Annotated in this window: 18 protein-coding genes; 8 read left to right on the top strand and 10 right to left on the bottom strand. The window is 62.0% G+C overall.

Translation table 11 applies throughout. The features are described from left to right. Positions 1–3: 3 nt before the first annotated feature. Together C8C89_RS27015 and C8C89_RS15510 are read left to right on the top strand one after the other, a co-directional pair. A complete protein-coding gene (locus C8C89_RS27015; RefSeq protein WP_166674759.1) occupies positions 4–168 on the top strand; it encodes a hypothetical protein in 165 nt (54 codons plus the stop codon). Further along, on the top strand, positions 126–986 hold the full coding sequence (locus C8C89_RS15510) for an intradiol ring-cleavage dioxygenase (protein WP_133990828.1): 861 nt from the start codon (positions 126–128) through the stop codon (positions 984–986). Before C8C89_RS27015 ends, C8C89_RS15510 begins: the two co-directional genes overlap by 43 nt. On the opposite strand, the gene C8C89_RS15515 is transcribed toward C8C89_RS15510, so the two are convergent. From C8C89_RS15515 to C8C89_RS15535, 5 genes are all read right to left on the bottom strand, one after another. Then, on the bottom strand, positions 983–2,422 hold the full coding sequence (locus C8C89_RS15515; protein WP_133990830.1) for a DUF1501 domain-containing protein: 1,440 nt from the start codon (positions 2,420–2,422) through the stop codon (positions 983–985). The genes C8C89_RS15510 and C8C89_RS15515 overlap by 4 nt on opposite strands. A gap of 10 nt (positions 2,423–2,432) precedes the next feature. Then, positions 2,433–4,217 carry a DUF1800 domain-containing protein gene (locus C8C89_RS15520; protein WP_133990833.1) on the bottom strand — a complete coding sequence of 595 codons (1,785 nt, stop codon included), beginning with the start codon at positions 4,215–4,217 and terminating at the stop codon, positions 2,433–2,435. Positions 4,218–4,768: 551 nt separating this feature from the next. After that, on the bottom strand, positions 4,769–7,033 hold the full coding sequence (locus tag C8C89_RS15525) for an arginine/lysine/ornithine decarboxylase (RefSeq protein WP_101481656.1): 2,265 nt from the start codon (positions 7,031–7,033) through the stop codon (positions 4,769–4,771). Between the two features lie 252 nt (positions 7,034–7,285). Next, positions 7,286–7,771, bottom strand: a complete 486-nt coding sequence (locus tag C8C89_RS15530) for a dihydrofolate reductase (protein WP_133990835.1) — start codon at positions 7,769–7,771, stop codon at positions 7,286–7,288. Then, positions 7,768–8,538, bottom strand: coding sequence for an alpha/beta hydrolase (locus tag C8C89_RS15535; RefSeq protein ID WP_133990837.1), 771 nt, complete (start codon positions 8,536–8,538; stop codon positions 7,768–7,770). The genes C8C89_RS15530 and C8C89_RS15535 overlap by 4 nt, the downstream gene beginning before the upstream one ends. A gap of 222 nt (positions 8,539–8,760) precedes the next feature. Between C8C89_RS15535 and C8C89_RS15540 the strand changes: the two genes are divergently transcribed. The 4 genes from C8C89_RS15540 (at position 8,761) to C8C89_RS15555 (ending at position 14,487) form a co-directional block, all read left to right on the top strand. Then, complete coding sequence (locus tag C8C89_RS15540) at positions 8,761–9,336, top strand: TerD family protein (protein ID WP_101481653.1); 576 nt, start codon at positions 8,761–8,763, stop codon at positions 9,334–9,336. Between the two features lie 97 nt (positions 9,337–9,433). Then, the gene (locus C8C89_RS15545; protein ID WP_133990839.1) at positions 9,434–10,687 is read left to right on the top strand and encodes a TerD family protein; all 1,254 of its coding nucleotides are present in this window, start codon (positions 9,434–9,436) and stop codon (positions 10,685–10,687) included. A 9-nt stretch (positions 10,688–10,696) separates the two neighbouring features. Next, positions 10,697–12,016: a VWA domain-containing protein gene (locus tag C8C89_RS15550; RefSeq protein ID WP_133990841.1), complete on the top strand. Its 1,320-nt coding sequence runs from the start codon at positions 10,697–10,699 to the stop codon at positions 12,014–12,016. Positions 12,017–12,201: 185 nt separating this feature from the next. Continuing rightward, the gene (locus C8C89_RS15555) at positions 12,202–14,487 is read left to right on the top strand and encodes an outer membrane beta-barrel family protein (protein WP_133990843.1); all 2,286 of its coding nucleotides are present in this window, start codon (positions 12,202–12,204) and stop codon (positions 14,485–14,487) included. Here the strand turns inward: C8C89_RS15555 and C8C89_RS15560 are convergent. Continuing rightward, positions 14,484–15,524 carry an SMI1/KNR4 family protein gene (locus tag C8C89_RS15560; protein WP_133990845.1) on the bottom strand — a complete coding sequence of 347 codons (1,041 nt, stop codon included), beginning with the start codon at positions 15,522–15,524 and terminating at the stop codon, positions 14,484–14,486. The two genes, C8C89_RS15555 and C8C89_RS15560, sit on opposite strands and share 4 nt — an antisense overlap. Continuing rightward, the gene (locus tag C8C89_RS15565) at positions 15,524–16,498 is read right to left on the bottom strand and encodes a thymidylate synthase (RefSeq protein WP_133990847.1); all 975 of its coding nucleotides are present in this window, start codon (positions 16,496–16,498) and stop codon (positions 15,524–15,526) included. Before C8C89_RS15565 ends, C8C89_RS15560 begins: the two co-directional genes overlap by 1 nt. Before the next feature lie 157 nt (positions 16,499–16,655). On the opposite strand from C8C89_RS15565, the gene C8C89_RS15570 reads away from it, so the two are divergent. Further along, complete coding sequence (locus C8C89_RS15570; protein ID WP_243858034.1) at positions 16,656–19,445, top strand: EAL domain-containing protein; 2,790 nt, start codon at positions 16,656–16,658, stop codon at positions 19,443–19,445. A gap of 160 nt (positions 19,446–19,605) precedes the next feature. Beyond that, complete coding sequence (locus tag C8C89_RS15575; RefSeq protein WP_101481647.1) at positions 19,606–21,048, top strand: OmpP1/FadL family transporter; 1,443 nt, start codon at positions 19,606–19,608, stop codon at positions 21,046–21,048. A gap of 131 nt (positions 21,049–21,179) precedes the next feature. Here C8C89_RS15575 and C8C89_RS15580 read toward each other — a convergent pair whose 3' ends face one another. From C8C89_RS15580 to C8C89_RS15590, 3 genes are read right to left on the bottom strand one after another with little or no spacing between them, the layout of a single operon-like run. Continuing rightward, on the bottom strand, positions 21,180–22,271 hold the full coding sequence (locus C8C89_RS15580; RefSeq protein ID WP_166674878.1) for a beta-eliminating lyase-related protein: 1,092 nt from the start codon (positions 22,269–22,271) through the stop codon (positions 21,180–21,182). Between the two features lie 27 nt (positions 22,272–22,298). Then, positions 22,299–22,973 carry a leucine efflux protein LeuE gene (leuE, locus tag C8C89_RS15585; protein ID WP_101481645.1) on the bottom strand — a complete coding sequence of 225 codons (675 nt, stop codon included), beginning with the start codon at positions 22,971–22,973 and terminating at the stop codon, positions 22,299–22,301. A 2-nt stretch (positions 22,974–22,975) separates the two neighbouring features. After that, positions 22,976–24,844 (bottom strand): ABC transporter transmembrane domain-containing protein, encoded by a 1,869-nt coding sequence (locus C8C89_RS15590; protein WP_101481644.1) that lies wholly within the window; start codon positions 24,842–24,844, stop codon positions 22,976–22,978. Positions 24,845–24,863 lie beyond the last annotated feature (19 nt).

Raw genomic sequence — 24,863 nt, forward strand, 5'->3', positions numbered from 1 at the left:
ACCATGGAACGCAAGCTCGCCCTGGTTGCCAGGAAGGCGCTCTCGCCACGGGCCACGCAGGCGCTGTTCCTGTGCGCCAGCCTGAGTCCTGCCTTGGCGGGTTTGCCCCACTTGTTGGAATATGTATGGAATTACATGATCACGGTCTGGCATCCGACCTCGAAATGATGCGCCATGCGGCGGAGCGGCGGCAAGTCCTGCGCTGGCTGCTGGCCGGCGCCGCTACCTTGCCCCTGAGCAGCTGCGGCGGCGGTTCGGACGCCAGCGTCACGGTGGCAGCCAGCGTTGCCAGCACAGGCATTTCCGGCAGCGGCACCGTCACGATACCGACGGCGGGTGCCTGTCCGGTGATCCCTGAGGAAACGGGTGGGCCGTATCCGGCCGACGGCACGAATACGAATGGCGGCAGCATCATCAACGTGCTGAACCAGTCGGGGGTGGTGCGCAGCGATATTCGCACCAGTTTTAATGGCGCCACGGGTATGGCGGCGGGTGTGCCACTCACTATCAAGCTGCAGTTGCTCAACGCCAGCGGCAGCTGCGCCAGCCTGGCCGGCTACGCCGTCTATTTATGGCATTGTGACCGCGACGGCCAGTATTCGCTGTATTCGAGCGGCGTGACGGCGCAAAATTATTTGCGAGGCGTGCAGGAAACGGACAGCGCCGGCAACCTTGCCTTCACGACGATCTTTCCCGGCTGCTACGCGGGGCGCATGCCGCACGTGCATCTCGAGGTCTATCCCAGCCTGGCCAAGGCGGCCTCTGCCGCGAACCGTCTCAAGACCTCGCAGTTCACCTTTCCGATGGCAACGTTAAGCGAGGTCTACGCGGCCAGCGGCTACACGGCCAGCGTGCGCAACCTGGCGCAGATCAGCTATGCCTCCGACAATGTCTTCCGCGACGGCACCAGCCTGCAGATGGCCACGGTAACGGGCAATGCCACAGAGGGCTATGTGGCGACCCTGACGGTGGCCGTGAACGGTTAAGTTGCCGTCATGAAGCCCAGGTCGCGCCGGCTGAAGTTGCCGATGTTCGGGAACACCTCGGCCATCTGGTTGTCGGCCACGCCGAACCATTTGGCCAGGGTGGCGCCGTACTGGTCGACGGAGGTGGTCGGCAGCAGGGCGCCGGAACCGACATCGAGCGCATGGCCCAGACCCGTGACGGGGAAGGTGCCGTAGATGTCGCGGCCCTTCACGGCGCCGCCCACGACAAAGTGGTGCGCGCCCCAGCCGTGATCCGTGCCGTCGCCATTGCTGCTGAAGGTGCGGCCGAAGTCCGACGCCGTAAACGTTGTCACCTGACGCCGCAAGTCCGCGCCCTGCAGGGCGGCCAGGGTCGCGTCGAAATACGCCAGCGCGTGCGCCAGGCGCGCCATCAGGTCGGCATGCAGCACTTTTTGCCGGTCATGCGTGTCGAAACTGCCCAGTGTCACATAAAACACCTGCCGTTTCGCCCCCAGGGGGCCGCGCCCGCCGATGATGCGCGCCACCGTCTGCAATTGCACGGCCAGCGGATTGACACCGGACACGCCCGTGTTCGGATTGATGTAGGGTGGGGGATTGGGCACGCCGCCCGCGCCGGCTGCCAGCATGGCGCCGTTGAGGATGCTCTGGCTGGAAATGGCGCGTTGCACGACGGCCACGTGTTCCTGTTCGATCAGGTCGCTGCCCGCATCGTTGACGATCGCTTGCAGCGCACCCGCTCCGCCCGTGCTGCCATACAGGCTGCCGCCCAGGCCACGGATGGGCACGGCACCAGCCTGTCCCACCTGGAACTGGCGCACCTGGCGCCCGCTGAGGAAGACGGTGTTGCCTGCGGCGGAAATGGCCGTGAACATCGCATTCGTATTGAGCGAGCCGGCCACGTCGGCCATTCGGCCGCCCCAGCCCACGCTGGCGCCTTCCGGCGAACCCGATTGCCACGTCGATTGCTGGTCGTTGTGCGAGAACAGCTTGGGTGGCAGGGCGACGCTGCCCGCCTTGTACTGCGCCAGAGTGGCGGGCTGGATCAAGGTGCCTACATTGGCCACGATGGCGGCGCGGCCATTGTCGAACAGGTCTTTCAGTGGCGCCAGCTGGGGATGCAGGGCGAAGGCGCGGCCCGTTTGCACGGTGGCGGGCGCGACCGGCAAGACGCCGCCCGTCTCGCCCACGCCGGGCAGATGGATGGAATCGGCGCCGCCCGTGTTGCGCAGGCGCGAGTACTCATTCCATGAGGTCGTATCGGTGGCCAGCACCGTGTTGAAGGCGTCGTTGCCGCCTGCCATGAACAGGCAGACCATGGCCTTGTAGTCGTTGGCCGATTGTGCGGCGGCGTTGCCCATGGCGGCCAGGTTCATGGCGAAGGGGGTGGCCGTGGTACCGGCCAGGCTCAGCATGGAGCCGAGAAAGCGGCGGCGGGAAAAGGGGAAATTTTGCATGTGATCGCTCTTACTTTTGCACCAGGTAGGCCGGCGAGGCCATGGTCAGGAAAATGGCCAGTTTGACGCGGTTGGCCTTGGCGGTGGCAACTTGCGTGGCATTGCTGGCCGTCGCCGTGGGGATGCTGATGCCATTGACGGCGGTCAGGATTTGTCCGCGCAGCCTGGCTGGCATGCTGCCATGCATCAGGAGCAGGTCGATGCGGTCGAGCAGGGCACCCGTGTCGCTTGCCAGCGCCAGTTCACGCGTGTAGTCGGGCTTGACTTCACGGCTCTCGCCCACACCGCTATTGATGGCGTCTTGCATGAAGTTCAGGTAGCCCGTCACCGACGGTTCCGCCGTGATTTGCAGTTCCGGCGCCACCAGGCCCGCGCTGGCAAGGGCGGAATTGGGCGGCGTATAAGCGGGGCGGAAAAAACTGAATACGGAAGGCGGATTCAAGGGACTCTGGCCCAGCCCGCTCAAAGGATCGTCGAGGTAATACAGGCTGTAGCGGCCGCCAGCTGGCTTGGCATCGAAGGCGCGCATCCAGCCGGCCAGGCGCAGCAGTGGCTCGCGCAGCTTGCCTGTGCGCAAGGTGCTGCCGCTTGGGGCCAGCGCCTCCGGGTCGAGCAGTACTGCTCGGATGACGGCTTGCATGTCGCCGCGCACGCCGCTGCCGTTATTTGCAAACGCGGCGGCCACGCGGCCCACGTAGGCGGGGCTGGGATTGCTGCTGACCAGGCGCTGGATCAACTGGCGGGCAAAGAACGGCCCCGCATTGGGATGATTGAACAGGGTATCGAGCGCCAGTTTCAGGTCGGCCTGGCCGCTGCTGGCGCCGGAGATGCTCTGGCCCAGGAAGCGCTTGTCGCCGCTGGAATGATAGGCCGCGTAGTTCTGCATCGGCTTCCAGTCGCGGTCGGGATCGGCCGTGCCGCCATAGAAGCGCGTAGCGCTCTGGTCCGGCCCGGCCCAGCTCCAGCCTGTAAAGACGCGAGCCAGGCCCGCCACGTCGTCGTGCGTGTAGGTGTCAATGGGTTTGCCACCGGACAGTTTCAGGCTGCCATCCGCATTCAGCTGGTACAGGCCGATGGTAAACAGTTGCATCACTTCGCGGGCGAAGTTTTCATCTGCCGTACGGGTGGCCGATTCTTTCTGGTTGCGCAGATGGGACAGGTACAGCCCCATCATCGGATGCAGGGCCACGCCTTCCAGCAAGTCGCGGAAGTTGCCAAAAGCATGCTGGCCCAGCATGTCGTAGTAACTGGCCACGCCACGTACCTGCGGCCGTACGGCATCATTCTGCATGGAAATAACGAAAATCTCGGACAGGGCAAAAGCCATGCGTTGGCGCAATTGGTCCTCGCCACGGATGCCCTGCTGCCAGAAGGTTTCATATACCCCCGTAACTCCCACTTTTTGCCCGCCGGTGGCCTGCGCTGCCAGCATGGTGTCGATGTAGCTGCGGTGCAGCGTTTGCGGCTTGGAGAACTGAGCGCGGAGCCAGGCGTCGCTATCGCTGGCGGCCAGCGCCTCGATGGCCGCGATGTTCGGCCCGAACGTGGCACGGCCCAGGAAACGCGACGCTTCCAGGCGCGTAAAGGTGGCTGTCTGCCTGGACGGCGGCGTGGTCAGTGGCGGCGGTGCAATGGTGTCGCCCGGCGTGGTGCCAGGGCCGGCGGTCGCTGGCGGCACTGCCGAGATGTCCGGGTTCTGGGTGGCGCCGGTCTTGCTGTCGCCGCCTCCGCCGCAGGCGGCAAGCAGGCTGAGTAGGGTGATGACCAGCACACGGTGCAAAGCAGGATGAGTCATTTGGTTTCTTTCGGGCAATAAAAATCTCGCCCGTTCAGTGTAGGGCTTGTTGAGCAAAATCCTGTTTCCAATTAACTGGCTGCATATTGGTCTGGTTTGCTTTTAATGGGGGTTGGCGTGTCATTGAGGATGTTTTTGCCGAACTAGGGCGAAGTTTCCTTTTTGAAAATGAAAATTACTTTTTGTCGAGCACGTGCACTGTGGCGTATAAGCGACGTAATCATTCCTGCCAATTAAGCTTGTTTGAACGCTCATCTTGACAAGGAAACCCGCAGCTTCGGAAACGATGGTTTATACGCTATCGGCGAAACGCCGTTCGCCATACCAAGCCGCTCTTCTCCTGCGCCGGGCAGGCTGTCTCCGCATGGTGCTTCGCCGCTGGCCCTGAAGCGGCGCGAAGCAGACAGCCTGGCACGAGTCACCCATGCGGGTAGCCTGATATTGCCGCCGTCTGATCTGGCGCAAGCGTGCGCGCTGGCCTGAAATGAAAAACGCCGCCTGATTTGCATCAGGCGGCGTCCATAACTACAGTTCAAGGAACGATGACGTTTTTAGGCGTTCTCATCCAATTTCACACAATCTACAAAATAGCCGCGCTTGCCATCGACTTCGCGTTTCACGAGGCCATGCACATCCGTCTCGAAGCCGGGGAAGCGCTCGTTGAAGTCGCGCGCGAAGCGCAGGTAGTCGACGATGGTCTTGTTGAAGCGCTCGCCCGGGATCAAGAGCGGAATGCCCGGTGGATACGGCGTCAGCAGGATGGACGTGATGCGGCCTTCCAGTTCGTCGATCGCCACGCGCTCGATTTCGCGGTGCGCCATTTTGGCGAAGGCGTCCGACGGCTTCATGGCCGGGATCATGTCCGACAAATACATTTCCGTCGTCAAACGCGCCACGTCGTAGGCTTTGTAGAAGTCGTGGATTTGCTGGCACAGGTCGCGCAAGCCCATTTTTTCGTAACGCGGGTTGGCCGCCGCGAATTCCGGCAGGATGCGCCACATCGGCTGGTTCTTGTCGTAGTCGTCCTTGAACTGCTGCAAGGCCGTCAGCAGGGTATTCCAGCGGCCCTTGGTGATGCCGATGGTAAACATGATGAAGAAGGAGTACAGGCCGCATTTTTCAATGATGACGCCGTGCTCGGCCAGGTATTTGGTGACGATGGAGGCGGGGATGCCCGTCTCGCCGAACTGGCCGTCCAGCGACAGGCCCGGGTTGACGATGGTCGCCTTGATCGGGTCGAGCATATTGAAGCCGGGAGCGAGGTCGCCGAAGCCGTGCCAGTCATCCTCGGCACGTATCATCCAGTCTTCCTGCTGGCCCATGCCTTCGTCGTTGAAGTTTTCCGGACCCCAGACCTGGAACCACCAGTCCTGGCCCCATTCCTGGTCGATCTTCTTCATGGCGCGGCGGAAATCGAGCGCTTCCATGATCGATTCTTCCACCAGGGCGGTGCCGCCCGGCGCTTCCATCATGGCCGCAGCCACGTCGCACGAGGCGATGATGGAGTACTGCGGCGAGGTCGAGGTGTGCATCAGGTAAGCCTCGTTGAAGGCGTCCTGGTCCAGCTTGACCGTATCCGATTCGCGCACGAGGATTTGCGAGGCCTGCGACAGGCCGGCGAGCAATTTATGCGTGGACTGGGTCGAGAAAATCATCGATTCCTTGGCGCGCGGACGGTCCTTGCCGATGGCGTGCATATTCTTGTAGAAGTCGTGGAAGGTGGCGTGCGGCAGCCATGCTTCATCGAAGTGCAGGGTGTCAATCTTGCCGTCCAGCATTTCGCGCAGGGTTTCCACGTTGTAGATCACGCCATCATAGGTCGATTGCGTGATGGTCAAAATGCGTGGCTTCTTGTTCTTCGCTTCGCGCGCGAACGGATTTGCCTCGATCTTGCGGGCAATGCTTTCCGGCGTGAATTCAGCCAGCGGGATGGGGCCGATGATGCCCAGGTGGTTGCGCGTCGGCATCAGGAACACGGGAATGGCGCCGCACATGATGATCGAATGCAAGATCGACTTGTGGCAGTTGCGGTCGACGACGACGATGTCGCCTGGTGCCACCGTCGAGTGCCACACCATCTTGTTCGAGGTCGACGTGCCATTCGTGACGAAATAGCAATGGTCGGCATTGAAGATGCGCGCCGCATTGCGTTCCGACGCGGCGACCGGGCCCGTATGGTCGAGCAGTTGGCCCAGTTCCTCGACGGCGTTGCAGACGTCGGCGCGCAGCATGTTTTCGCCGAAGAACTGGTGGAACATCTGGCCGATCGGGGACTTCAGGAACGCTACGCCGCCCGAGTGGCCGGGGCAATGCCACGAATAGGAGCCGTCGTTGGCGTAGTGCACCAGCGCGCGGAAGAAGGGCGGCGACAGACCGTCCAGGTAGGATTTCGCTTCGCGGATGATGTGGCGCGCGACGAATTCCGGCGTATCTTCGAACATGTGGATGAAACCATGCAGTTCGCGCAGAATATCGTTGGGGATGTGGCGCGAGGTGCGCGTTTCACCGTACAGATAGATGGGGATGTCGGCGTTCTTGTAGCGGATTTCCTCGACGAAGGCGCGCAGCGATTTCAAGGCGTGATCGGTTTCCTCGATGGACCCGGCGCCGAATTCTTCATCGTCGATCGACAGCACGAAGGCCGACGCGCGCGATTGTTGCTGGGCAAATTGCGACAAATCGCCGTAGCTGGTCACGCCCAGCACTTCCATGCCTTCTTTTTCCATTGCGGCGGCAAGGGCGCGAATGCCCAGGCCGGACGTATTTTCAGAACGGAAATCCTCGTCAATGATGACGATGGGGAAACGAAATTTCATGCATGTCTCCAAAAAAGCAAGCCGCCCCTGACAGATGTGAAGGGGCGGACTAGGGCGCGACGGTCAGGCGGTAGTGCAACCCGGCAGCCGCAGAAAAAAAATAAGAACGGGATTCTCGCAGAAATGCGGCGTCTGCGGGAAAAAAATATCGTAGCAAAACGTCAGCAGCGTGCGCTAGCGTGATGCAAAGGTGTGACAGGGGTATTACAGCAACGTTCTGTCCGAATTTATATCAGCCTTATATCAACCTTATCAGGCTTTGCGTTGCAAGGTGACAAAGGCGTACGGCAGGCCGGATTTCTCAGAGACATGTGCTTCGCGCGCGGTTTCTTGCCACGTGGCGTGATCCAGGGCGGGAAAAAAGGCGTCGCAGTCAAACGTCTGGCCGATTTCCGTGATGATCAAACGCTGCGCCAGGGACAGTGACTGTTTGTAGATCTCGGCGCCACCGATGACATAGCCTTCCGCGCCATCGAGCAGGGCGATGGCCGCTTCCACCGACGACACAGCTTCCACCCCCTCATGGCGCCAGTCCGGATTGCGCGTGATGACGATGTTGCGGCGGTTCGGCAGCGGACGGCCGATGGAATCGAAGGTCTTGCGGCCCATGAGGATGGGATGGCCCGTCGTCAAGCGCTTGAAGTGCGCGAGGTCTTCCGGCAATTTCCATGGCAGGGTGTTGTCAATGCCGATGCCGCCTTGCTGGTCGGTGGCGACGATGATGGTCAAATGGCTCATTGGTTCTGTAAAAGTGGTGGGGGCATGACCCGATGCCCGTCATTATCGTTGAAATCGCTTGCCGCCTCCAGATGCGCACGCATGGCTTGCGCCAGCGCGCCTGGCGCTTCCAGCGGGATCATGTGGCCGGTGTTATCTTTGAGCAAGTGCAGGGTGGCTTGCGGCAGCCGGGCCGCCATGGCGCGCAGGTCGTCGGGATTGACCAGCTTATCGTCTTCGGCGCCCACGATCAGCACGGGAAAATCGAGCTCGGGCAGCCGCGCCATCAGGTCGGGGCGGTCTATCGTGGTGAGAAATTGCGCCAGCAGCACGTCCTTGCCCAGGTCCAGCCCCATCTGCTGGATCAGTCCCGTGATGGCGACATCGTCGAGGTGCAATGGATGCAGCAGTTCGCGCAGGCGCTGGCGCGTGATGCCCGCATAGGCATTGCGCTCGAGCATGGCGACGATGCGCTGGCGCGCTTCAATTTCCGCCGGCAGCAAGCCTTGGGCCGAATTGGCGATCAACGTGAGCGACTTCACGCGCTGCGGGTGCGCCAGCGCATGTTCGAGCGCCAGGTAGGCGCCCAGCGAGAAGCCCACCAGATGGGCTTGTGGAGCGCTATGGCTGGCGATGATCTGCTGCATTTGCGGGCGCGTGCGCGCCTGGTGCAGGGGCACGTGCTGCAGATCAAAGGCGTGGCCCAGGGCAGGCGCCAGGCGCGACCACAGGCGCTCGTCGCACAAGGTGCCAGGAATGCAATCGAGTCGTATTTTGGTATTGTTCAAGGACAAGCCTGGGTACAGGATGGTGAAAGTTTTTGTCGAGCGGCATTATCCGTCATTTTGCGCCTCCGGGCAGTGGCCCCGTCTTTTCCGTATGGCATTATTTTCAATAGTGCGCGGCTGGCAAGCAGTAACTTTATGGTAGGCTCATGGCTCATCAAGCCGGAGTACCGGCGGCGTGACCTGAAACACCGAATGCAACCCCCACATTAAAGAGGAAATACCATGGCGATCAGTTTGCAAAAAGGCGGCAATGTCAACCTGAGCAAGGAAGCTCCTGGCTTGAAGAAAATCGTGATTGGCCTGGGCTGGGACCCGCGCGCCACCGATGGCGCCGCTTTCGACCTGGATGGCAGCGCCTTCCTGCTGAAAACCGACGGCAAGGCCCGTTCCGACGCTGATTTCATTTTTTACAATAACCTGAAGTCGGTGGACGGCTCCATCGTCCACGCGGGCGATAACACCACGGGCGGCGGCGATGGCGATGACGAGAAAATCGCCGTCGACCTGGCCAACGTACCGGCCGACATCGACAAGATCGCCGTGGCCGTCACGATTCACGACGCGGAAGCCCGCAAGCAGAACTTTGGCATGGTGGGCAAGGCCTACATCCGCTGCCTGAACGGCGACAACGGCACGGAAATCGCCCGCTACGACCTGTCGGAAGACGGCTCGACGGAAGCGGCCATGATCTTCGGCGAAATCTACCGCGCCGGCAGCGAATGGAAATTCAAGGCGATTGGTCAAGGCTTTAAAGGCGGCCTGGGCCCTCTGGCGCGTTCCTTTGGTATTAATGCTTAAAAAGCATGTTGACGCCTGAAAGGGCGTACCTTTGCCGGGCGGCCACGCTGCCCGGTTTTGCTTATCCTTTGTATCACCCTTCTTACTACCTGATCCCATGGAAAACCTGATCAAGGGGCAGCGCCTGGCGCTGTCCGGCCTCGTCACGGGCAATGTCGTGCAACTGGGCCTCGCCAGCGCCGGCGTGCCGCTGGACTTTGCCTGTTTCGGCCTCGATGCCGCCGGTAAATTGTCCGACGAGCGCTACATGACCTTCTTCAACCAGCCGCGCACGCCGTGCGGCGGCGTGGAAACATCGGCGCCGTCCGGCGATGCGGCCGGCTTCAGCTACCAGCTGGAGCGTTTGCCTGCGTCCATCGAACGCCTGGTCGTCACGGCCGCCATCGATGGTGCGGCCACCATGGCGCAGCTGGGCAGCGGCTACCTGCGTTTGCTCGACGGCGGGCGTGAATTGGCTCGCTACGCGTATGCGGGCGTTGATTTTGCGCAAGAAAAAGCCGTCATGCTGGGCGAGTTCTACCGCAAGGACGGCGGCTGGCGCTTCATGGCCGTGGGCCAGGGTTTTAACGGCGGGCTGGACGCGCTGGTGGCCCATTTCGGCGGCGAAGTGGCGCAGCCGGTCGCTGAACCGGCGCCGTCCCCCAAGATTTCCTTGTCGAAAATCTCGCTGACCAAGGCGGGCCAGACGCACAAGGTGTCGCTGGAAAAAGGCGCTGGCGCGCCCAGCAAACTGACCGTCAAGGCCACCTGGGTCGATAACGGCGATGGCGACGATGATAACGACGATCTCGACTTGCGGGTCGGCATCCTCTTGCCGAATGGCCAGATGCGCTTCATCCAGGCGCCGGACACGCCCGGCAGCTTTGACGCCATGCCGTATGTACGCCACCTGGGCGATGTGGCGGGCGCGTCAGGCAAGGAGCCTGCCACGGAAACGGTGGAAGTCAATCCAGCGCTGGCGCAGCATTACGGCGGTACGGTGGGCCTCGTTTTCAGCGTGTATTCTGCGCTGGCCAACGGCGCCGTCCCGGTGGCGTCCATGCGGCCGAAAATGGTCATGCAATACGGCCAGCAAATCGTCGAGTGCGACTTCGACTTCCGCCTGTCCAAGGCGGCCGAGGACGACACGGTCTACACTTATGTGATCGGCATGGCCCGCATCACGCCGGACAGCATTATCCTGGAGCCGTCCGGCAAGACGTCCGATCCCGGCAGCGAAGCGACGCCGTGGCTGAGCTGGCAGGGAGAGAACCTGCAGCTGGCCTTCAATGGTCCCGTCGTCTTCAAGGGTGAGGACAAGGACGATGAGGATGATTTCAATGCGGACAATCCGCGCCGCTACATTGCCTAGGAGGCACTGATGGAAACCTTGGCCAATCTTGTTCCCGATGGCGTGCTGCAGGTCGGCGTTGCCGCGCAGGCGCTGGCGCTCGACGTGGCCTGTTTTGGCCTCGATGCTGCGGGCAAGCTGTCCGACGAGCGCTACATGACTTTTTTCAATCAACCGCGCACGCCGTGCGGCGGCGTGGAAGCGCGCGCCGGCAGTGGTGGCGACATGGCAGAATTTGCCTTGCAGCTGGCGCGCTTGCCGGCCAATATCGACCGCCTTGTCGTGACGGCGTCCATCGATGGCGGCGGCGTGATGTCGCAGCTGCAATCTGGCCACGTGCGCTTGCAGGCGGGCGGGCGCGAACTGGCCCGCTTTACCTTTGCCGGGTCTGATTTTGCGCAAGAAAAAGCCGTCATGCTGCTGGAACTCTACCGCAAGGATGGCGGCTGGCGCTGCATGGCCGTGGGCCAGGGTTTCAATGGGGGCCTCGATGCGCTGGTGCGCCATTTCGGCGGCGAAGTCGACCAGGCCGCGCCGGCCGCTCCTGCGGCGGCCCCGGCGGCTTCGGCCGTCATGCAGGCGAAGATCAACCTGGAAAAGCGCGTTGAACGCGAAGCGCCGCAACTGGTCAGCCTGGTCAAGCAGGCGGGCGTGTCCCTGCAAAAAGTGGGCTTATCCGACCACCGCGCCAAGGTCTGTTTATGCCTGGACATTTCCGGTTCCATGGGACGGCTGTATAAAGAAGGCCTGGTGCAGCGCTTTGCCGAGCGCATCCTCGCTTTGGGCTGCAAGTTCGATGACGATGGCGAGATCGATGTTTTCTTGTTCGGCAAGAACGTCCACCATCCGGCGCCCATGGCCTTGAGCAACTGCAATAGCTATGTGGGCCAAGCCATACAGCGCCACCCGCTGGAAGGCGACACCCGTTATGGCGCCGCCATGCAAGCCATTCGCGCGTTCTATTTCCCCGACGCGGCTGGCGGCGAGCGCACGCGGGCGGTCGCGGCGGAATTACCCGTGTACGTCATGTTCGTGACCGATGGCGGCACGAGCGACCAGGCGACGACAGAGAAACAGTTGCGCTGGGCCAGCAATGAGCCGATTTTCTGGCAATTCATGGGCATCGGCAAAGGACGCAAATCGAAAAGCAAGTTCCTCGCCGCCTTTGCCGATTCCGACTTCCCCTTCCTGGAAAAGCTCGACGAACTGCAGGGACGCCTGGTCGATAACGCCAATTACTTTTCCGTCAGCTCGCCCGACGAGCACAGCGATGCGGAACTGTATGACTTATTGATGACGGAGTATCCGGGCTGGCTGACACTGGCGCGCGGCAAGGGCTTGCTGAGATAGCCTAAAGCTGGCGCAAAGCTCATCGGATGAGGCTGTACGGCCACAAGTGGAAGAGATTTGTAAATTGAAGTAAATAACAATGGTTCGCATTTGCCTTGGTCCCGGGACTCGTGGCATGCTTTGACGGTGCCCTCACGCTGCGGCGTAGCGCCTCATCCGTAGCGTCTCGATTATTTTTTAGCCAAATGCATAAAATCCTTTTCCACTGTCTGGCGGGCAGTAGCCTGCTGGTCTCCGGCGCCTTTGTTCAGGCGCAAACTGTCACCGGCGACACCGTCGTCAAGCCCGCACCAGCACCAGCACCAGCACCAGTATCGGCCAAGGCGCCGGCCACCGATACCCCTTCCGTCAGCGTGACGGCCGAGCGTCCCACGGGCCGCATCGACCGGCAAGTCTACGATGTCAAGTCCGACGTGGGTAGCAGCAATGGCACGGCGGCCGACGCCTTGAACAATGTGCCGTCGGTGGCCGTCGACCCCGACGGTTCCGTGTCTTTGCGCGGCAGCAGCAACGTGCAAATCCTGATCGATGGCAAGCCTTCGGCCATGCTGCAGGGCGACTCGCGCGGCGCCACCCTGAACGCCATGGCGGCGGACGATATCGAATCGGTGGAAGTGATCAACAATCCCGGCGCCCAGTTCGGCAACGAGGCCGGTGGCGGCCCGATTTTGAACCTGGTGATGCGGCGCAACCGCAAGCCGGGTGGCTTTGCCACCGTGAATGCGAATGCGGGCATTGCCGGGCGCTATAACAGCGCCGTCTCCGGCAGCTACAATGAAGGTCCGTGGGGCTACCAGGGCGGCATCAATGTGCGCCACGACGGCCGCAATTCCGTGGGCGAGGTCAGCCGCGAGCGCCTGGAGCCCGGTATGGGTGCCTTTGCCCCCAGCAGCCAAAGCTCCATCAGCAATGGCTTGAATGACTCGCTGGGCTTGCACGGCACCGTGAATTACAACCTGAATACGAATGACACCCTGGCCGCCAGCATGTCGTATAACGGGCGCAGCAACGACCAGCGCTCGCTCGACCGCTACATCAATGGCGACACCATGGGCGGCACCATAGTTGACTATGTGCGCAGCACTGTGCGCAATGGCGACAGCCGCAACTACAGCTGGGGCGCGCGCTACGACCACAAGGGGGAACTGCCGGGCGAAACCCTCAAAATTGACTTGCGCGTGTCCTCGTCCACCAACGAGAGCGACAGCGATTACGCCAACACCTACACGGTGACGCCCGTGAATGCCTTCGACAGCCGCGCGCGCCAGCATAGCGAGACGGGCAACCGCATCATCGACTTCAGCGGCGATTACGAGCGTCCGCTGGCGGGCGGCACGGCCAAGCTGGGCTACAAGGTGGCCGACAACAAGAGCAGCTTCGACACCCTGTACACGGACATCAACCCGGCCAGCCTGGCGGAGATCGTCAACCCCATGCGCAGCAATCGTTTCGAGATGGATGAGCGCACCATCGCGCTGTACGGCTCTTACCAGATGCGCCTTAGCGAACGCTGGGGCGCGCTGGCCGGCTTGCGCGCCGAATACACGGACTTGAACGTGCGCCAGATCACGGGCGGCGTCGAGGCCAGCAACAACTACGTCAATTACATTCCCAGCCTGTTCGCCACTTATAAAGTCAGCGACGAGAGCAATTTGCGCTTCAGTTATGCGCACCGCCTGCGCCGCCCCAACGCGGGCGACCTGAACCCGTACGTGGTGTACCGCGACGAGTTCAATGTGTCGGCTGGCAATCCCAAGCTGAAACCCACGCAGACGGACTCGTTCGAGATCGGCTATGAAACCAAATTGTTTGGCCTGGAAAGCAGCTTGCGCGCCTATCACCGGCGCGACACGGACGCCATCGTCGATTACCGCTATTTTATTAGCGACAATGTGCTGCTGACCACGCGCGAAAACGGCGCAGGCAGCCATGCGAGCGGTCTGGAGTTCAGCGTCAGCGGCAAGCTGACGCCGTCCCTGACCCTGAACACGAGTGGCAACCTGGCGCGCAGCCAGCAAACCAGCTCGGACGACCTGGGTAACCGCAGCACGCGCACGGCGAATGCCCTGAGCGGTCGCGCACGCCTGAATTACCAGATCAATCCGGCTAACCAGCTGCAACTGGCCCTGCAAATGCAAGGCAAGATGCTGTCGGGACAGGGCTACCGCTCGCCGAACAACACCTTGAACCTCAGTCTGCGCCACACGGTGACCCCGCAGCTGAGCCTGGTCATGAATGTGACCGATGTGTTCAGCACCAACAAAATGGAAACCGTCATCAACAGTGCCTCCTTGCGCGAGACGAGTACACGCCGCTTCGATGGGCGCATGATTTATGTGGGGCTGTCGTACCGCCTCGGCGGCGCCACCACGGCGGCGAAAGAAGGCGAGCGGGAACCGCGGTTCGGTCCGCCGGGCGGACGCGGGCCTGGCGGTCCAGGCCCGGGCGGACCTGCAGGCGAAGCAGGCTAGGCCGCTGTCGCGATCTCGTTCAGGAAGTCGATGAAACTATCCGCATGGCGCTCGAAGCACCATGTGCCCGTGCCATGCTCGGCCGTGTACACGGGCGCATCGCCGTCGGCAATGGCGCCCAGGTCCAGGCAATACGGATCGGCACCCGCGTCGGCAATCACCAGGTACTGTTCCGGCCAGCCGGCAATGGCGTCACCGCTGACGGGATTCCAGGCGTAACCGTGCTGAGCCTTGATCAGTTCTGCCGCGCCGTACAGGCTCAAACCCTGGAAATACTGTGGGCTGTCGATACATACCCGAAGCGGCGAATGGCAAGCCAGGAAGCGCCGGTAGTGTTCCGGCAAGGCCCAGCGTTGCGCGATGCCGGCCATGTCGGCGGCGCTGGCGATGGTCAGCCAGTTCGATGGCTGCGCCAGGTCCTGCTCTTTCCTGCGTCTGGCCGCCAGCTTTTTATCCAGCATGGCCGCGGCTTTTTCCAGTGGCGTGCGCGGATCATCGAGCGCCGCATGCGTGGCGGGCAGCGCGTGGCCTGCGCCATCCGGATAGCCATCGCGCTGCCAGGCCAGTACGGCGTCCAGTTGCAGCTGCTCTGCCTTCCAGTGACCGGGATCGTAAGGCAAACCTGCATCGAAAGGCTGGCGGCTGAAGATGGCCAGGCTTTTCACGGCCTTGGCCCGCACGCTCAGCGTGGTATGTTCTGCGGTGGCCAGCGCAAGCAGCGGGCCGTACGCCGCTTTGCCCATGCTTTTGAGCATGCCATCGACGCCCCAGTAGGCGAGGCTGGCCATCTCGAGACTCCAGCTGAAAAATGTGCCGTGCTCGCCGGGTTCGACCAGCGCGACGATATCCGTCATCAGGAAGCTGCGCCAGTGCAGCAGTTGCCCATCGCGCGCATACGCCATCAGAATGTCCAGCACGGCCAGCCGGTCGTCGGGCACATGCTTTTTCAGCAGCCGTTCCTTCAGCCGGGCGAACTTGCTGCCATCCGTTTCGTCAAACAGCTTGCGGTGCAGGGCGGCCAGCGGAGCGACCGCCATCAGACGGCCATCGCCGCCTTGATGGGCGCATGGTGTTCATAGCCTTCCAGCGAGAAATCTGACGGTTCGATCTTTTCCAGCCATTCCGGCTCGTACTTGCCCGTTTTCGCATAGTCTGGCACGCGGTCGGAAATGACGAAGCGCGGCGCGGGGAAGGGCGTGCGCTTCAATTGTTCTTCCACCATGTCGAGGTGGTTTTCATAGATATGCGCATCGCCGATGAAGTAGGTGAACCAGCGCGGTGTGTAGCCCGTCAGGCGCGCCACCAGGTGCAGCAGGGCCGCACCTTCGGCGATGTTGAACGGCGTGCCTAAGCCGATATCGTTGCTGCGCACATATAAACACAGCGAGATTTCGCGCGTGCTGGCGTTCGGGATGAATTGATACAGCAAATGGCAGGCGGGCAGGGCGACGGCGTCCAGCACGGCCGGGTTCCAGCCGTGGAACAGGATGCGCCGGCTGCCCGGGTTATTCATGATGGTGTCCAGGCATGCACGCAACTGGTCGACGGCCTTGTACAGCAGCACTTTTTGCACGCCATCGTCGACGATGGGGGAGACCAGCGTAAAACCGTTCGCTTGCGCATCGGCAATCTGTGCCGGCTTGTCGGCATCGAGCAGCTTGTACGCGGGCCATGAGCGCCATTGCACGCCGTACACGGGGCCCAGGTCATCCTCGCCTTCGCGGTAGGGGTTGGCCAGCCATTGCGCATTTTCGTTGGCGTTCTGGTCCCACACCTTGCAGCCCAGCGCGCGGAACTCGGCCGCATTGCGCGAGGCGCGCAGGAAGGCGCACAGTTCGCCAATCACGGATTTGAAAGCCAGTTTCTTGGTTGTCACGGCAGGGAAGCTGCCGTTGGCCAAGTCGAAACGCATCATGGCGCCCGGCACGCTCAGGGTGCGGATGCCCGTGCGGTTGTCTTGCCAGCTGCCCGTTTCGAGCACGGTCTTGATCAAATCTTGATATTGCTGCATGTATTTCTCCAACGGTAAGGACGGTGATTGTAACGCAGGCGCGACAGGCGGGCTGCCGTCCACGCACATAAATGCGCTGCCGTTTCACCTGCAAACATGACTCTGTGGTAATTTGTGTGTCCTTAAAGAAATACACAGAAACGGCAGATGCTGCACCATGTTCTTGCGACAAATTGTAAATAATAATAACGCCGCCGTGGTGGAAATGAGCAGGGCCGATTTTCTCAAGGCCAACCTGCGTCTGATGCTGGCCTGGCCCTTGCTAGGGCTGGTCCTGTGCGCGGTGCTGTGGACGGCCACCTTGCTGCAGCTGGAAGCGGAAAAGAAGGTGGCGCAGCAGCAGGCGCTTGACAGCGTGTCTTCGCTGTCGAAAGCGTATGGCCAGTATCTGCTGCGCACCCTGGAACAGATGGACCAGCTGACCTTGCAGCTCAAGTATGAGTGGGAAAATTCGCGCGGCCAGCTGCGCCTCGATCATTTGAAGACGCAGGGCATGTATGCCTTGCCGCAATTTGCCATCGTCGCCATCCTCGACCGCAAGGGCCACCCCGTGACGGCCACGGCACCGCTGCAGCGCCTGCGGGTCAATGAGCGCAGCGATTTCCTGCTGCGCCACTGGCGCAGCAATTCCAGCGCGCTGCGCATCGCGCTGGGGAGGGCCAGCGAGGCGGCGCCGGCTACCCCGGGCGCCGACGAAAGCCTGGTGCACTTCACGCGTCGGCTGGAAGACGAGGATGGCAATTTTGACGGCGTGCTGCTCATTTCCATCCATTCCAGCTATTTTTCCGAATTCTACAATAGTGTCAATTTCGGCAAGTTCGGTATGTCCGCCATGGTGGGCGAAGAGGGCGAGCTGTTCAGCACGCGCCTCGGTTCGCGCGTGCTGCCGAGCCAGAGCGGCAAAGGCACGCCGTTTCTCGACACCAGCTTCCTGGAAACGGAGAGCGGTGCCGTGCATTCGGGCGGCAGGATCGCGTTTTCCGACAAGCAAAGCCGCTATGTAGGCTGGCAGGCGCTGAAAGCCTATCCGTTTACGGCCGTGGTCGGGCTGTCTGACGGCGAAATGCTGCACCCCTACGCGGAAACGCGCACCATTTATATCGGCATCGCCCTGGCCGTCACTGTACTGCTGCTGGCCTTTGCCGCCGTCGCCACCATGCTGTCGCTGCGCCTGGCGTGGCGCCACCACCAGTCCGAAGGCGTGCGCAATGCCTACCGCATGGCCACCGAAGGCACGAGCGATGGCTTTTATATCATTGCCGCCCTGCGCGGCGAGGATGGCAGCATCCTCGATTTCGAGATCGTTGACTGCAACGAGCCGGGCGCCGGCTACTTCGGCGTGCGCCGCGAGCAGTTGCTGGGTATGCGCCTGCAGTCGCGCGCCCACGAGCCGTATTTCCGCGACCTGATCCATAATTACCGGGCCGCCATGCAGTCCGGTTTTTCCGAGGAAGAGATCGAGTTGCCGGAAGGGAATCCATTCAAGCTGCGCTGGATACGCCGGCGCCTGGTGCGCAGCGGCGACCGCCTGGCTGTCACCCTGCAAGATATCAGCACGGCCAAGGAGCACGAGCGCGATTTGCGCCGCCTGGCCAATGAAGATGGCTTGACGGGCTTGCCCAACCGCTACTGGCTGCAGCAATTCCTGCCTGGCGCCCTGGGGCGCGCCGCCATTGCGCGGCAGATGCTGGCGCTGCTGTTCATCGACCTCGACGGATTCAAGGATATCAACGACACGCAGGGCCATGCAGAGGGAGACAAGGTGCTGCGCGCCGCGTCGCTGCGCCTGAAGGCCGTGCTGCGACCGGGCGACCACGTGGTGCGCCTGGGCGGCGACGAATTCGTCGTCGTGCTCGATCCGGTAGAAGACGACAGCCGCGCCGAGCAGGTGGCGCAGCGCATCGCCATCGCCTTTGATGAACCGTTTTACCTGGGCAGCGAACGCCACAAGATGGGCGCCTCGATCGGCATCAGCCTGTATCCGCGCGATGGCGCCGAAACGGAAGTGCTGCTGAAGAACGCCGATATCGCCATGTACGCCGTGAAAGTGGCAGGCAAGGGCCATCACCGCTTCTTCCAGCCGGAATTGTTTGAAACCATCCGCAACCGCCGCGAACTGGAGCAAAGCCTGGTGGCGGCGCTGGAGCAGGACCAGTTCCTTGTCGTCTACCAGCCCAGGGTCGACGCCATGAGCGGCCAGCTGTGCAGCATGGAGGCGCTGGTGCGCTGGCAGCATCCGCAGCATGGCATGGTACCGCCGCTGGAATTCATCCCCGTGGCCGAGAGCAGCGGCCTGATTTCGCAGCTGGGCGAAGTTGTCATCGAGAAAGTGTGCCTGCAAATGGCGCGCTGGCAGGCCAGCGGACTGGAACTGGTGCCCGTGTCCATCAACGTGTCGGCGCGCCAGTTCGGCCGTGGCGATGTGCACCAGGTGCTGGCGTCCGCGCTGACGCGCCACCGCATCGATGCGCGCCTGATCGAGGTGGAAATCACGGAATCGGCCATGATGGATGAACAGAACCGCGCCGTGGAGCAGCTATCTGCCATCCGCGCGCTGGGCGTGCGCCTGCTGGTCGACGATTTCGGCACCGGCTATTCTTCGCTGTCGCAGTTGCAGAAGTTCGCCATGGATGGCTTGAAGATCGACCGTGCCTTCACCATGGAGCTGGGCCGTTCGGAGCAGGGCGAGGTCTTCGTGCGCGCCATCCTGTCGATGGCGCATGCGCTGGGCATGAGCGTGGTGGCCGAAGGGGTGGAAACGCGCGAGCAGCTCGACATCCTGCGCGCGTTGCAGTGCAATGAAGTGCAAGGCTATTTCATTTCGCGCCCTGTGCCGGCCGAACAGATGCTGGCGCTGATGCACCAGCGCTTTCTGATACCGCTTCCAGCGCCCGTGTTGCCCCCCTACAGCCCCGTGATTGACGAGGAAAACAACGCTGTTTCATAAAAAGAGCGAACGTTCGCTTTTTTCTAAAAAATATTATATGCTTCGCTCATGCCGTCAGTGAATTGGAGTTCACGGCGGCAAGAAAAGTGCAAGACGGGGCAGCTTGTGATGCCCGCGATAGTGTGCCGAAGACAATTTCATATAATAAAGAGAGACTAACTTGAAACATAAATATCTGCCCCTCCTGATCGTTGCCGCTTTCGCCGGCATCTCCTCCACCGCACAAGCATCGGGCTACCGTTTTGGCTCGCAAAGCGTTTCCGCCCAAGGCACGGCCGATGCCAGCGGCGCTGAAGCGGCCGACGCGTCGACCATTTTCTACAACCCGGCCGGCCTGTCGCGCCTGGAAGGCACGCAGTTCGTTGGCGGCGGCACCCTGGTGGTACCGCATTCGACCTACACGGATGCGGGCTCGAAGCCTTTCTTCCCGGGTAATCGCGCGCCTTACGCGCAAACCAAGGACTACGCGCCGGACGCGGTGTTCGCGCCTGCCTTGTACGCAAGCAAGAAAATCAATGAGCAGTGGACCGTCGGCGCTGGCCTGTTCGTGCCCTACGGCGCCAAGCTCGACTACGGCAATGACTGGTTTGGCCGCTATGCGATCACCAATATCAAACTGGAAGCCATTGCTCTGAATCCTTCCGTATCGTTCAAGCTGGACCAGCACCACTCGTTCGGTTTCGGCGTGACGGCTGAATACATGAAGGCGGAACTGGGCCAGGGCGTGGACGTGCCGGGTTCGGTTGCCTTCCTGGGCAAGTTTGCGCCTGGCGCATCGCAGGCATTCCTGGCCAATATCGCCAAGACGCAAGGCCTGGCTGCGGCGCAAGCTGCCGGCGCCGCGCTGCAAGGTCCAATCAAGGATGGCCACGCTTCGATGGATGGCCATGACTGGGGCTTCGGCTTCAACCTGGGCTATCTGTACCAGTTGAATGAAGGCACGCGTTTCGGTATCGCTTACCGCTCGTCGATTTCGCACAAGCTCAAGGGCAGCACCATCTGGGACTTCTCGCAGGTGACGAGCAATCCTGCCGTGAACGCCTTCATCGCCAAAGCCTCGAACAAGGTCAATTCCGAGGCGCTGGTGGAATTGCGCACGCCGGAAACCCTGTCGGTCAACGCCTTCCACCAGATGGATGACAAGTGGGCGTTGATGGGCGACGTGACCTGGACCCGCACTTCGCGCCTGGAGAACCTGGACATCCAGTTCCCGCCGACGGCCGAAGGCGCCGAGCGTATCCGCCAGAGCTGGAAAGACACTTACCGCGTCTCGCTGGGTACCAACTACAAGTACAGCGAAAGCCTGATGTTGCGCGCCGGTATCGCCCACGACCAGGCGCCGGTCCGCAGCGCCGAACTGCGCCACCCGGCCTTGCCAGACAGCGACCGCATGCAGTACTCGATCGGCGCGAACTGGAAGCTGAACGCCAATTCTTCGCTTGACCTGGCCTACAGCTATATCGACTTCAAGGATGCTGACGTCAACTACACAAACGACTGCTCGCCTGTCAAGACTGGCTGCACCGGCAACGGTGAAACCACCAAGGGCCTGTTCAAGACCCGCATGCAGTTGATCGGTCTCGCTTATAACTACAAGTTCTAAGCAGGTAGTGGCGGCCAACCCGGCCGCCATGAAATGAAAAAAGCGCCTTCGGGCGCTTTTTTTTTGGGTGTTACGATGGTGGTGGTGTCAGCTTACGCTACGCTAACCCGGACGACGCCGACCTGTGTCGATTACTCTCTGGCGCGCATGCCCTGATCCAGCAGGGTCAAAGCCAGCCGCACCGTGTCGTCCGGCAGCTCCAGCAACTGATCTCCCACATACCATTCAACCACGCTATGCCCGGGCAGGGCTGCGTGGCTGGCGCGGGCAAACAGCCAGATGCCGTGGTCTGCGGCCACCTGGTTGCGGATGGCGATGGCCCGCTCGCGCGAGACGGGCAAGTGCAAGTGCAGCATGTTGGCCTGCGGCTGGGCAGGGTTGACGGCAATCGCCGGATAGTCGCGCAGCAGCGCATACAGCCACTGCGTGCGCTCGAAATAGCGCGGCATGGCGGCGATGCGCGCGTCGAACTGCATGGCGGCGGCGACCACGTAGGGTGTACGGTGCACGATATTGCCGCCCTGGCGGTGAAACCATGCGCGCGCCCGTTCGACAAAGCAGCGGCTGCCGGCCAGCATGGCGCCACCGAGACCGCCAATGCCCTTGTACAGCGAGACATACACGGAATCAAAGCCGTCGCAGATGGCGGGCAAGGTCTGGCCAAAACCCGCTTGTGCTTCCCACAGGCGCGCGCCATCCATGTGCAGGTGGATATTGTGCTCGCGGCAGTGCCGCTTGATCTGGCTCAAGTCTTCCCAGGAAGGGCACTGGCCACCGATTTCGCGCATTGGCAGTTCGACCTGCACGGCGCCCAGCGCATCGGGCACGGCGCGCAAGTCGTCCACCGTCCACGGGCGATGCGGGTCGCCGATCATCAGGCCCGTGAAGTGTTCGAGCAATGCATGGTTGCCCCGTTCGTGGCGCAGGATGTGCGAAGTGGGATGCAGCGCGACCAGGGAGGAACCCCGGTCCTGGCAGGCCAGGCGCAGGGCCGTCACTTGCGTCATGGTGCCCGTGATGCAGAATACGGCCGACTCGAAGCCGAGCAGGCTGGCGACTTTTTTCTCGAACTGTTCGATCAGCGCGCCTTCGCCATAGGTGTCGTGCGCGATGTCGTTGGCGTCGCACCAGGCGGCCATGGCGGTGAAAGTGGCCGCTGGCGTAGGCTGGCGGTGGCCCGGCAGGACGGTATGGCAGCGCTGGCGCAGTTCAAGCTCGTTCAAGTCGGTCACGGCGCATCTCCAGTACAGTTAAAGTGTGGCGGTGGCCAGTTTCGCGCCGAATCCAATGAACATGGCGCCCACGCCGCCGCCCATGCCGGCCGACAGGCGGCGACGGCGGCGGAAGGTCTCTGCCAGGCGCGCACCCATAAAGATGATGGCCGTCAGATAGGTGAAGCTGATTATCTGGCAGATCAGCCCCAGGCCGATGAAGGACAGCACTGGATTCGGGAAGGCCGGGTCGACGAACTGGATGAAAAACGAGATGAAGAACAAAATCGCCTTCGGGTTCATCAGGCTGATGATCAGGGCCTTGCGGAATGGATCGCTTTCCTTGACGGGGTTGGGTACCGCAGGCGTTTCGCCATCGGGCAGGCTTGGCGCGCGCAGCTTGCGCCAGCAACCGATCAGCATTTGCAGGCCGATCCAGCCCAGGTAGGCCGCACCGATGTATTTCACCACGTAGAACAGGGCCGGGCTGGCTTTCAGCAGCGACGCCACGCCGCAGGCCGACAGCACCATCAATATCAGGTCGCCGGCGAAAATGCCGAAGGCGCCCTGGTAGGCGGGCCGCACGCCGCGCTGGGCGGCCACCGACAGCACATACATGGAGTTGGGGCCGGGCAGGATGACGATGAAGATGGTCCCCAGTAAAAAGGTCCAGAAATCGGTGATGCCCAGGTTGGCGTGAAAAAGTGCGTTCATGATTATTCTGCTGGATTGAGCTGTACGTGATGGAATTGCAGGGCCGCTAAATTGGCGTAAATGCCACCCAGGGCGACCAGCGACGCATGCGTGCCCGTCTCGACGATCTTGCCGTCTTCCATGACAATGATGCGGTCGGCCCGCTGCACGGTGGCCAGGCGGTGCGCGATGATGACGGTGGTGCGGCCCACCATGGCCGCTTCCAGGGCCTTTTGCACCAGGCGCTCCGATTCAGCGTCCAGCGCGCTGGTCGCCTCGTCGAGCAGTAGCAGCGGCGGGTTTTTCAGCAGGGCGCGGGCGATGGCGATACGCTGGCGCTGGCCGCCGGACAGGCGCACACCCCGTTCGCCGAGGAAGGATTTATAGCCATTCGGCAGGCGTTCGATGAATTCGTGGGCGGCTGCCATTTTTGCCGCCGCGATGACTTCCTCGTCGCTGGCGCCGGCGCGGCCGTAGCGGATGTTTTCCATGGCATCGGCCGAGAAGATCACGGTATCCTGCGGCACGATGCCGATGGCGTCGCGCAGGGTATGCAGGTCGAGCTGCTTGATGTCGACGCCATCGAGGCGGATGCTGCCGCTTTGCGGGTCATAGAAGCGCAGGAACAGCTGGAACAGCGTGGTCTTGCCGGCGCCGGACGGCCCCACCACGGCCACCGTTTCGCCGGCGCGGATATCGAGGCTGACATGGTCCAGCGCATGGGTATCAGGGCGCGACGGATACGAGAACATGACATTGTCCAGGGACAGCGAAGCGCCATTCGCGGCACGCGCGGGCAGCGGCAGGGGCGCGACAGGCGACTCGATTTCCGATTTGACGGCCATCAGTTCCAGCAGGCGCTCGGTGGCGCCGGCGGCGCGCTGCGCTTCGCCCATGACCTCGGACAGGGCCCCGATGGCGCCGGCCACGATGGAGGCGTACAGGATGAACTGTCCCAGGTCGCCGCCCGTCATCGAGCCTTCCAGCACGGCGCGCGCGCCCAGCCACAGCACGAAGACGATGGTGCCGAACACCAGCAGAATCGCGATCATGGTCAGCAGGGCGCGGGCGCGGATGCGGCGCATGGCCGTCATGAAGGCGCCTTCGACGGAGTCGCCGAAGCGTTTCGATTCGATTTTCTCGTGCGTGAACGCCTGCACGGTGGGCATGGCGTTGAGGATTTCGCCAGCCATGGCCGAAGCGTCGGCGATGCGGTCCTGCGAATCGCGCGACAGCTTGCGCACCCGGCGGCCAAACACGATGATGGGCACGACAACGAGGATCAGCAAGCCGATGATGATGCCGGCCAGCTTGGCGCTGGTGACGAACAGCATCACCAGGCCGCCCAGGAACAGCAGCACATTGCGCAGCGCCATGGAGATGCTGGTGCCGACTACGGCCTGTATCAAGGTCGTGTCGGTGGTGATGCGCGACAGGACTTCGCCCGTCTGTGTGGTTTCGAAGAATTCGGGACTTTGCGTGACGACGTGGCGGTACACGGCGCTGCGGATGTCGGCCGTGACCCGTTCGCCCAGCCACGATACCGTATAAAAGCGCGCCGCCGTGGCCAGCGCCAGGATGGACGCCACACCGAACAGGGCGAGGAACACCAGGTCGACATGCTGGATGCTCTTGGAGCCGGCCGCACCGCCGAAACCCAGGTCGATCATCTGCTTGAAAGCGGCGGGGATGGCCAGGGTGGAGGCGGCGGCCACCACCAGCGCGATACCGGCCAGGAAGAACTGCTTGCGGTACGGCGTCAAAAAGGGCATCAAGCCCTTGAAGGCGGCCAGGCTGCCTTTTTTCAGTTCGCGGCTGCTGCCGGTATCGGGGGAGGGGGCTGCGCTTGCTGCGGTGCTGCTGGTATTGCCTGTATCTGTGCTGGTTGTCATTGTTTTTCGCTTAGTAGGT

The organism is Janthinobacterium sp. 75 (assembly GCF_004365495.1).
Lineage (GTDB): Bacteria > Pseudomonadota > Gammaproteobacteria > Burkholderiales > Burkholderiaceae_D > Janthinobacterium.

Bases quoted from the DNA above. Each gene is read 5' to 3' on its own strand.
- C8C89_RS27015 (WP_166674759.1), top strand. From the start codon at position 4: ATGGAACGCAAGCTCGCCCTGGTTGCCAGGAAGGCGCTCTCGCCACGG.
- C8C89_RS15510 (WP_133990828.1), top strand. From the start codon at position 126: ATGGAATTACATGATCACGGTCTGGCATCCGACCTCGAAATGATGCGC.
- C8C89_RS15515 (WP_133990830.1), bottom strand. From the start codon at position 2,422: ATGCAAAATTTCCCCTTTTCCCGCCGCCGCTTTCTCGGCTCCATGCTG.
- C8C89_RS15520 (WP_133990833.1), bottom strand. From the start codon at position 4,217: ATGACTCATCCTGCTTTGCACCGTGTGCTGGTCATCACCCTACTCAGC.
- C8C89_RS15525 (WP_101481656.1), bottom strand. From the start codon at position 7,033: ATGAAATTTCGTTTCCCCATCGTCATCATTGACGAGGATTTCCGTTCT.
- C8C89_RS15530 (WP_133990835.1), bottom strand. From the start codon at position 7,771: ATGAGCCATTTGACCATCATCGTCGCCACCGACCAGCAAGGCGGCATC.
- C8C89_RS15540 (WP_101481653.1), top strand. From the start codon at position 8,761: ATGGCGATCAGTTTGCAAAAAGGCGGCAATGTCAACCTGAGCAAGGAA.
- C8C89_RS15545 (WP_133990839.1), top strand. From the start codon at position 9,434: ATGGAAAACCTGATCAAGGGGCAGCGCCTGGCGCTGTCCGGCCTCGTC.
- C8C89_RS15550 (WP_133990841.1), top strand. From the start codon at position 10,697: ATGGAAACCTTGGCCAATCTTGTTCCCGATGGCGTGCTGCAGGTCGGC.
- C8C89_RS15555 (WP_133990843.1), top strand. From the start codon at position 12,202: ATGCATAAAATCCTTTTCCACTGTCTGGCGGGCAGTAGCCTGCTGGTC.
- C8C89_RS15560 (WP_133990845.1), bottom strand. From the start codon at position 15,524: ATGGCGGTCGCTCCGCTGGCCGCCCTGCACCGCAAGCTGTTTGACGAA.
- C8C89_RS15565 (WP_133990847.1), bottom strand. From the start codon at position 16,498: ATGCAGCAATATCAAGATTTGATCAAGACCGTGCTCGAAACGGGCAGC.
- C8C89_RS15570 (WP_243858034.1), top strand. From the start codon at position 16,656: ATGTTCTTGCGACAAATTGTAAATAATAATAACGCCGCCGTGGTGGAA.
- leuE (WP_101481645.1), bottom strand. From the start codon at position 22,973: ATGAACGCACTTTTTCACGCCAACCTGGGCATCACCGATTTCTGGACC.
- C8C89_RS15590 (WP_101481644.1), bottom strand. From the start codon at position 24,844: ATGACAACCAGCACAGATACAGGCAATACCAGCAGCACCGCAGCAAGC.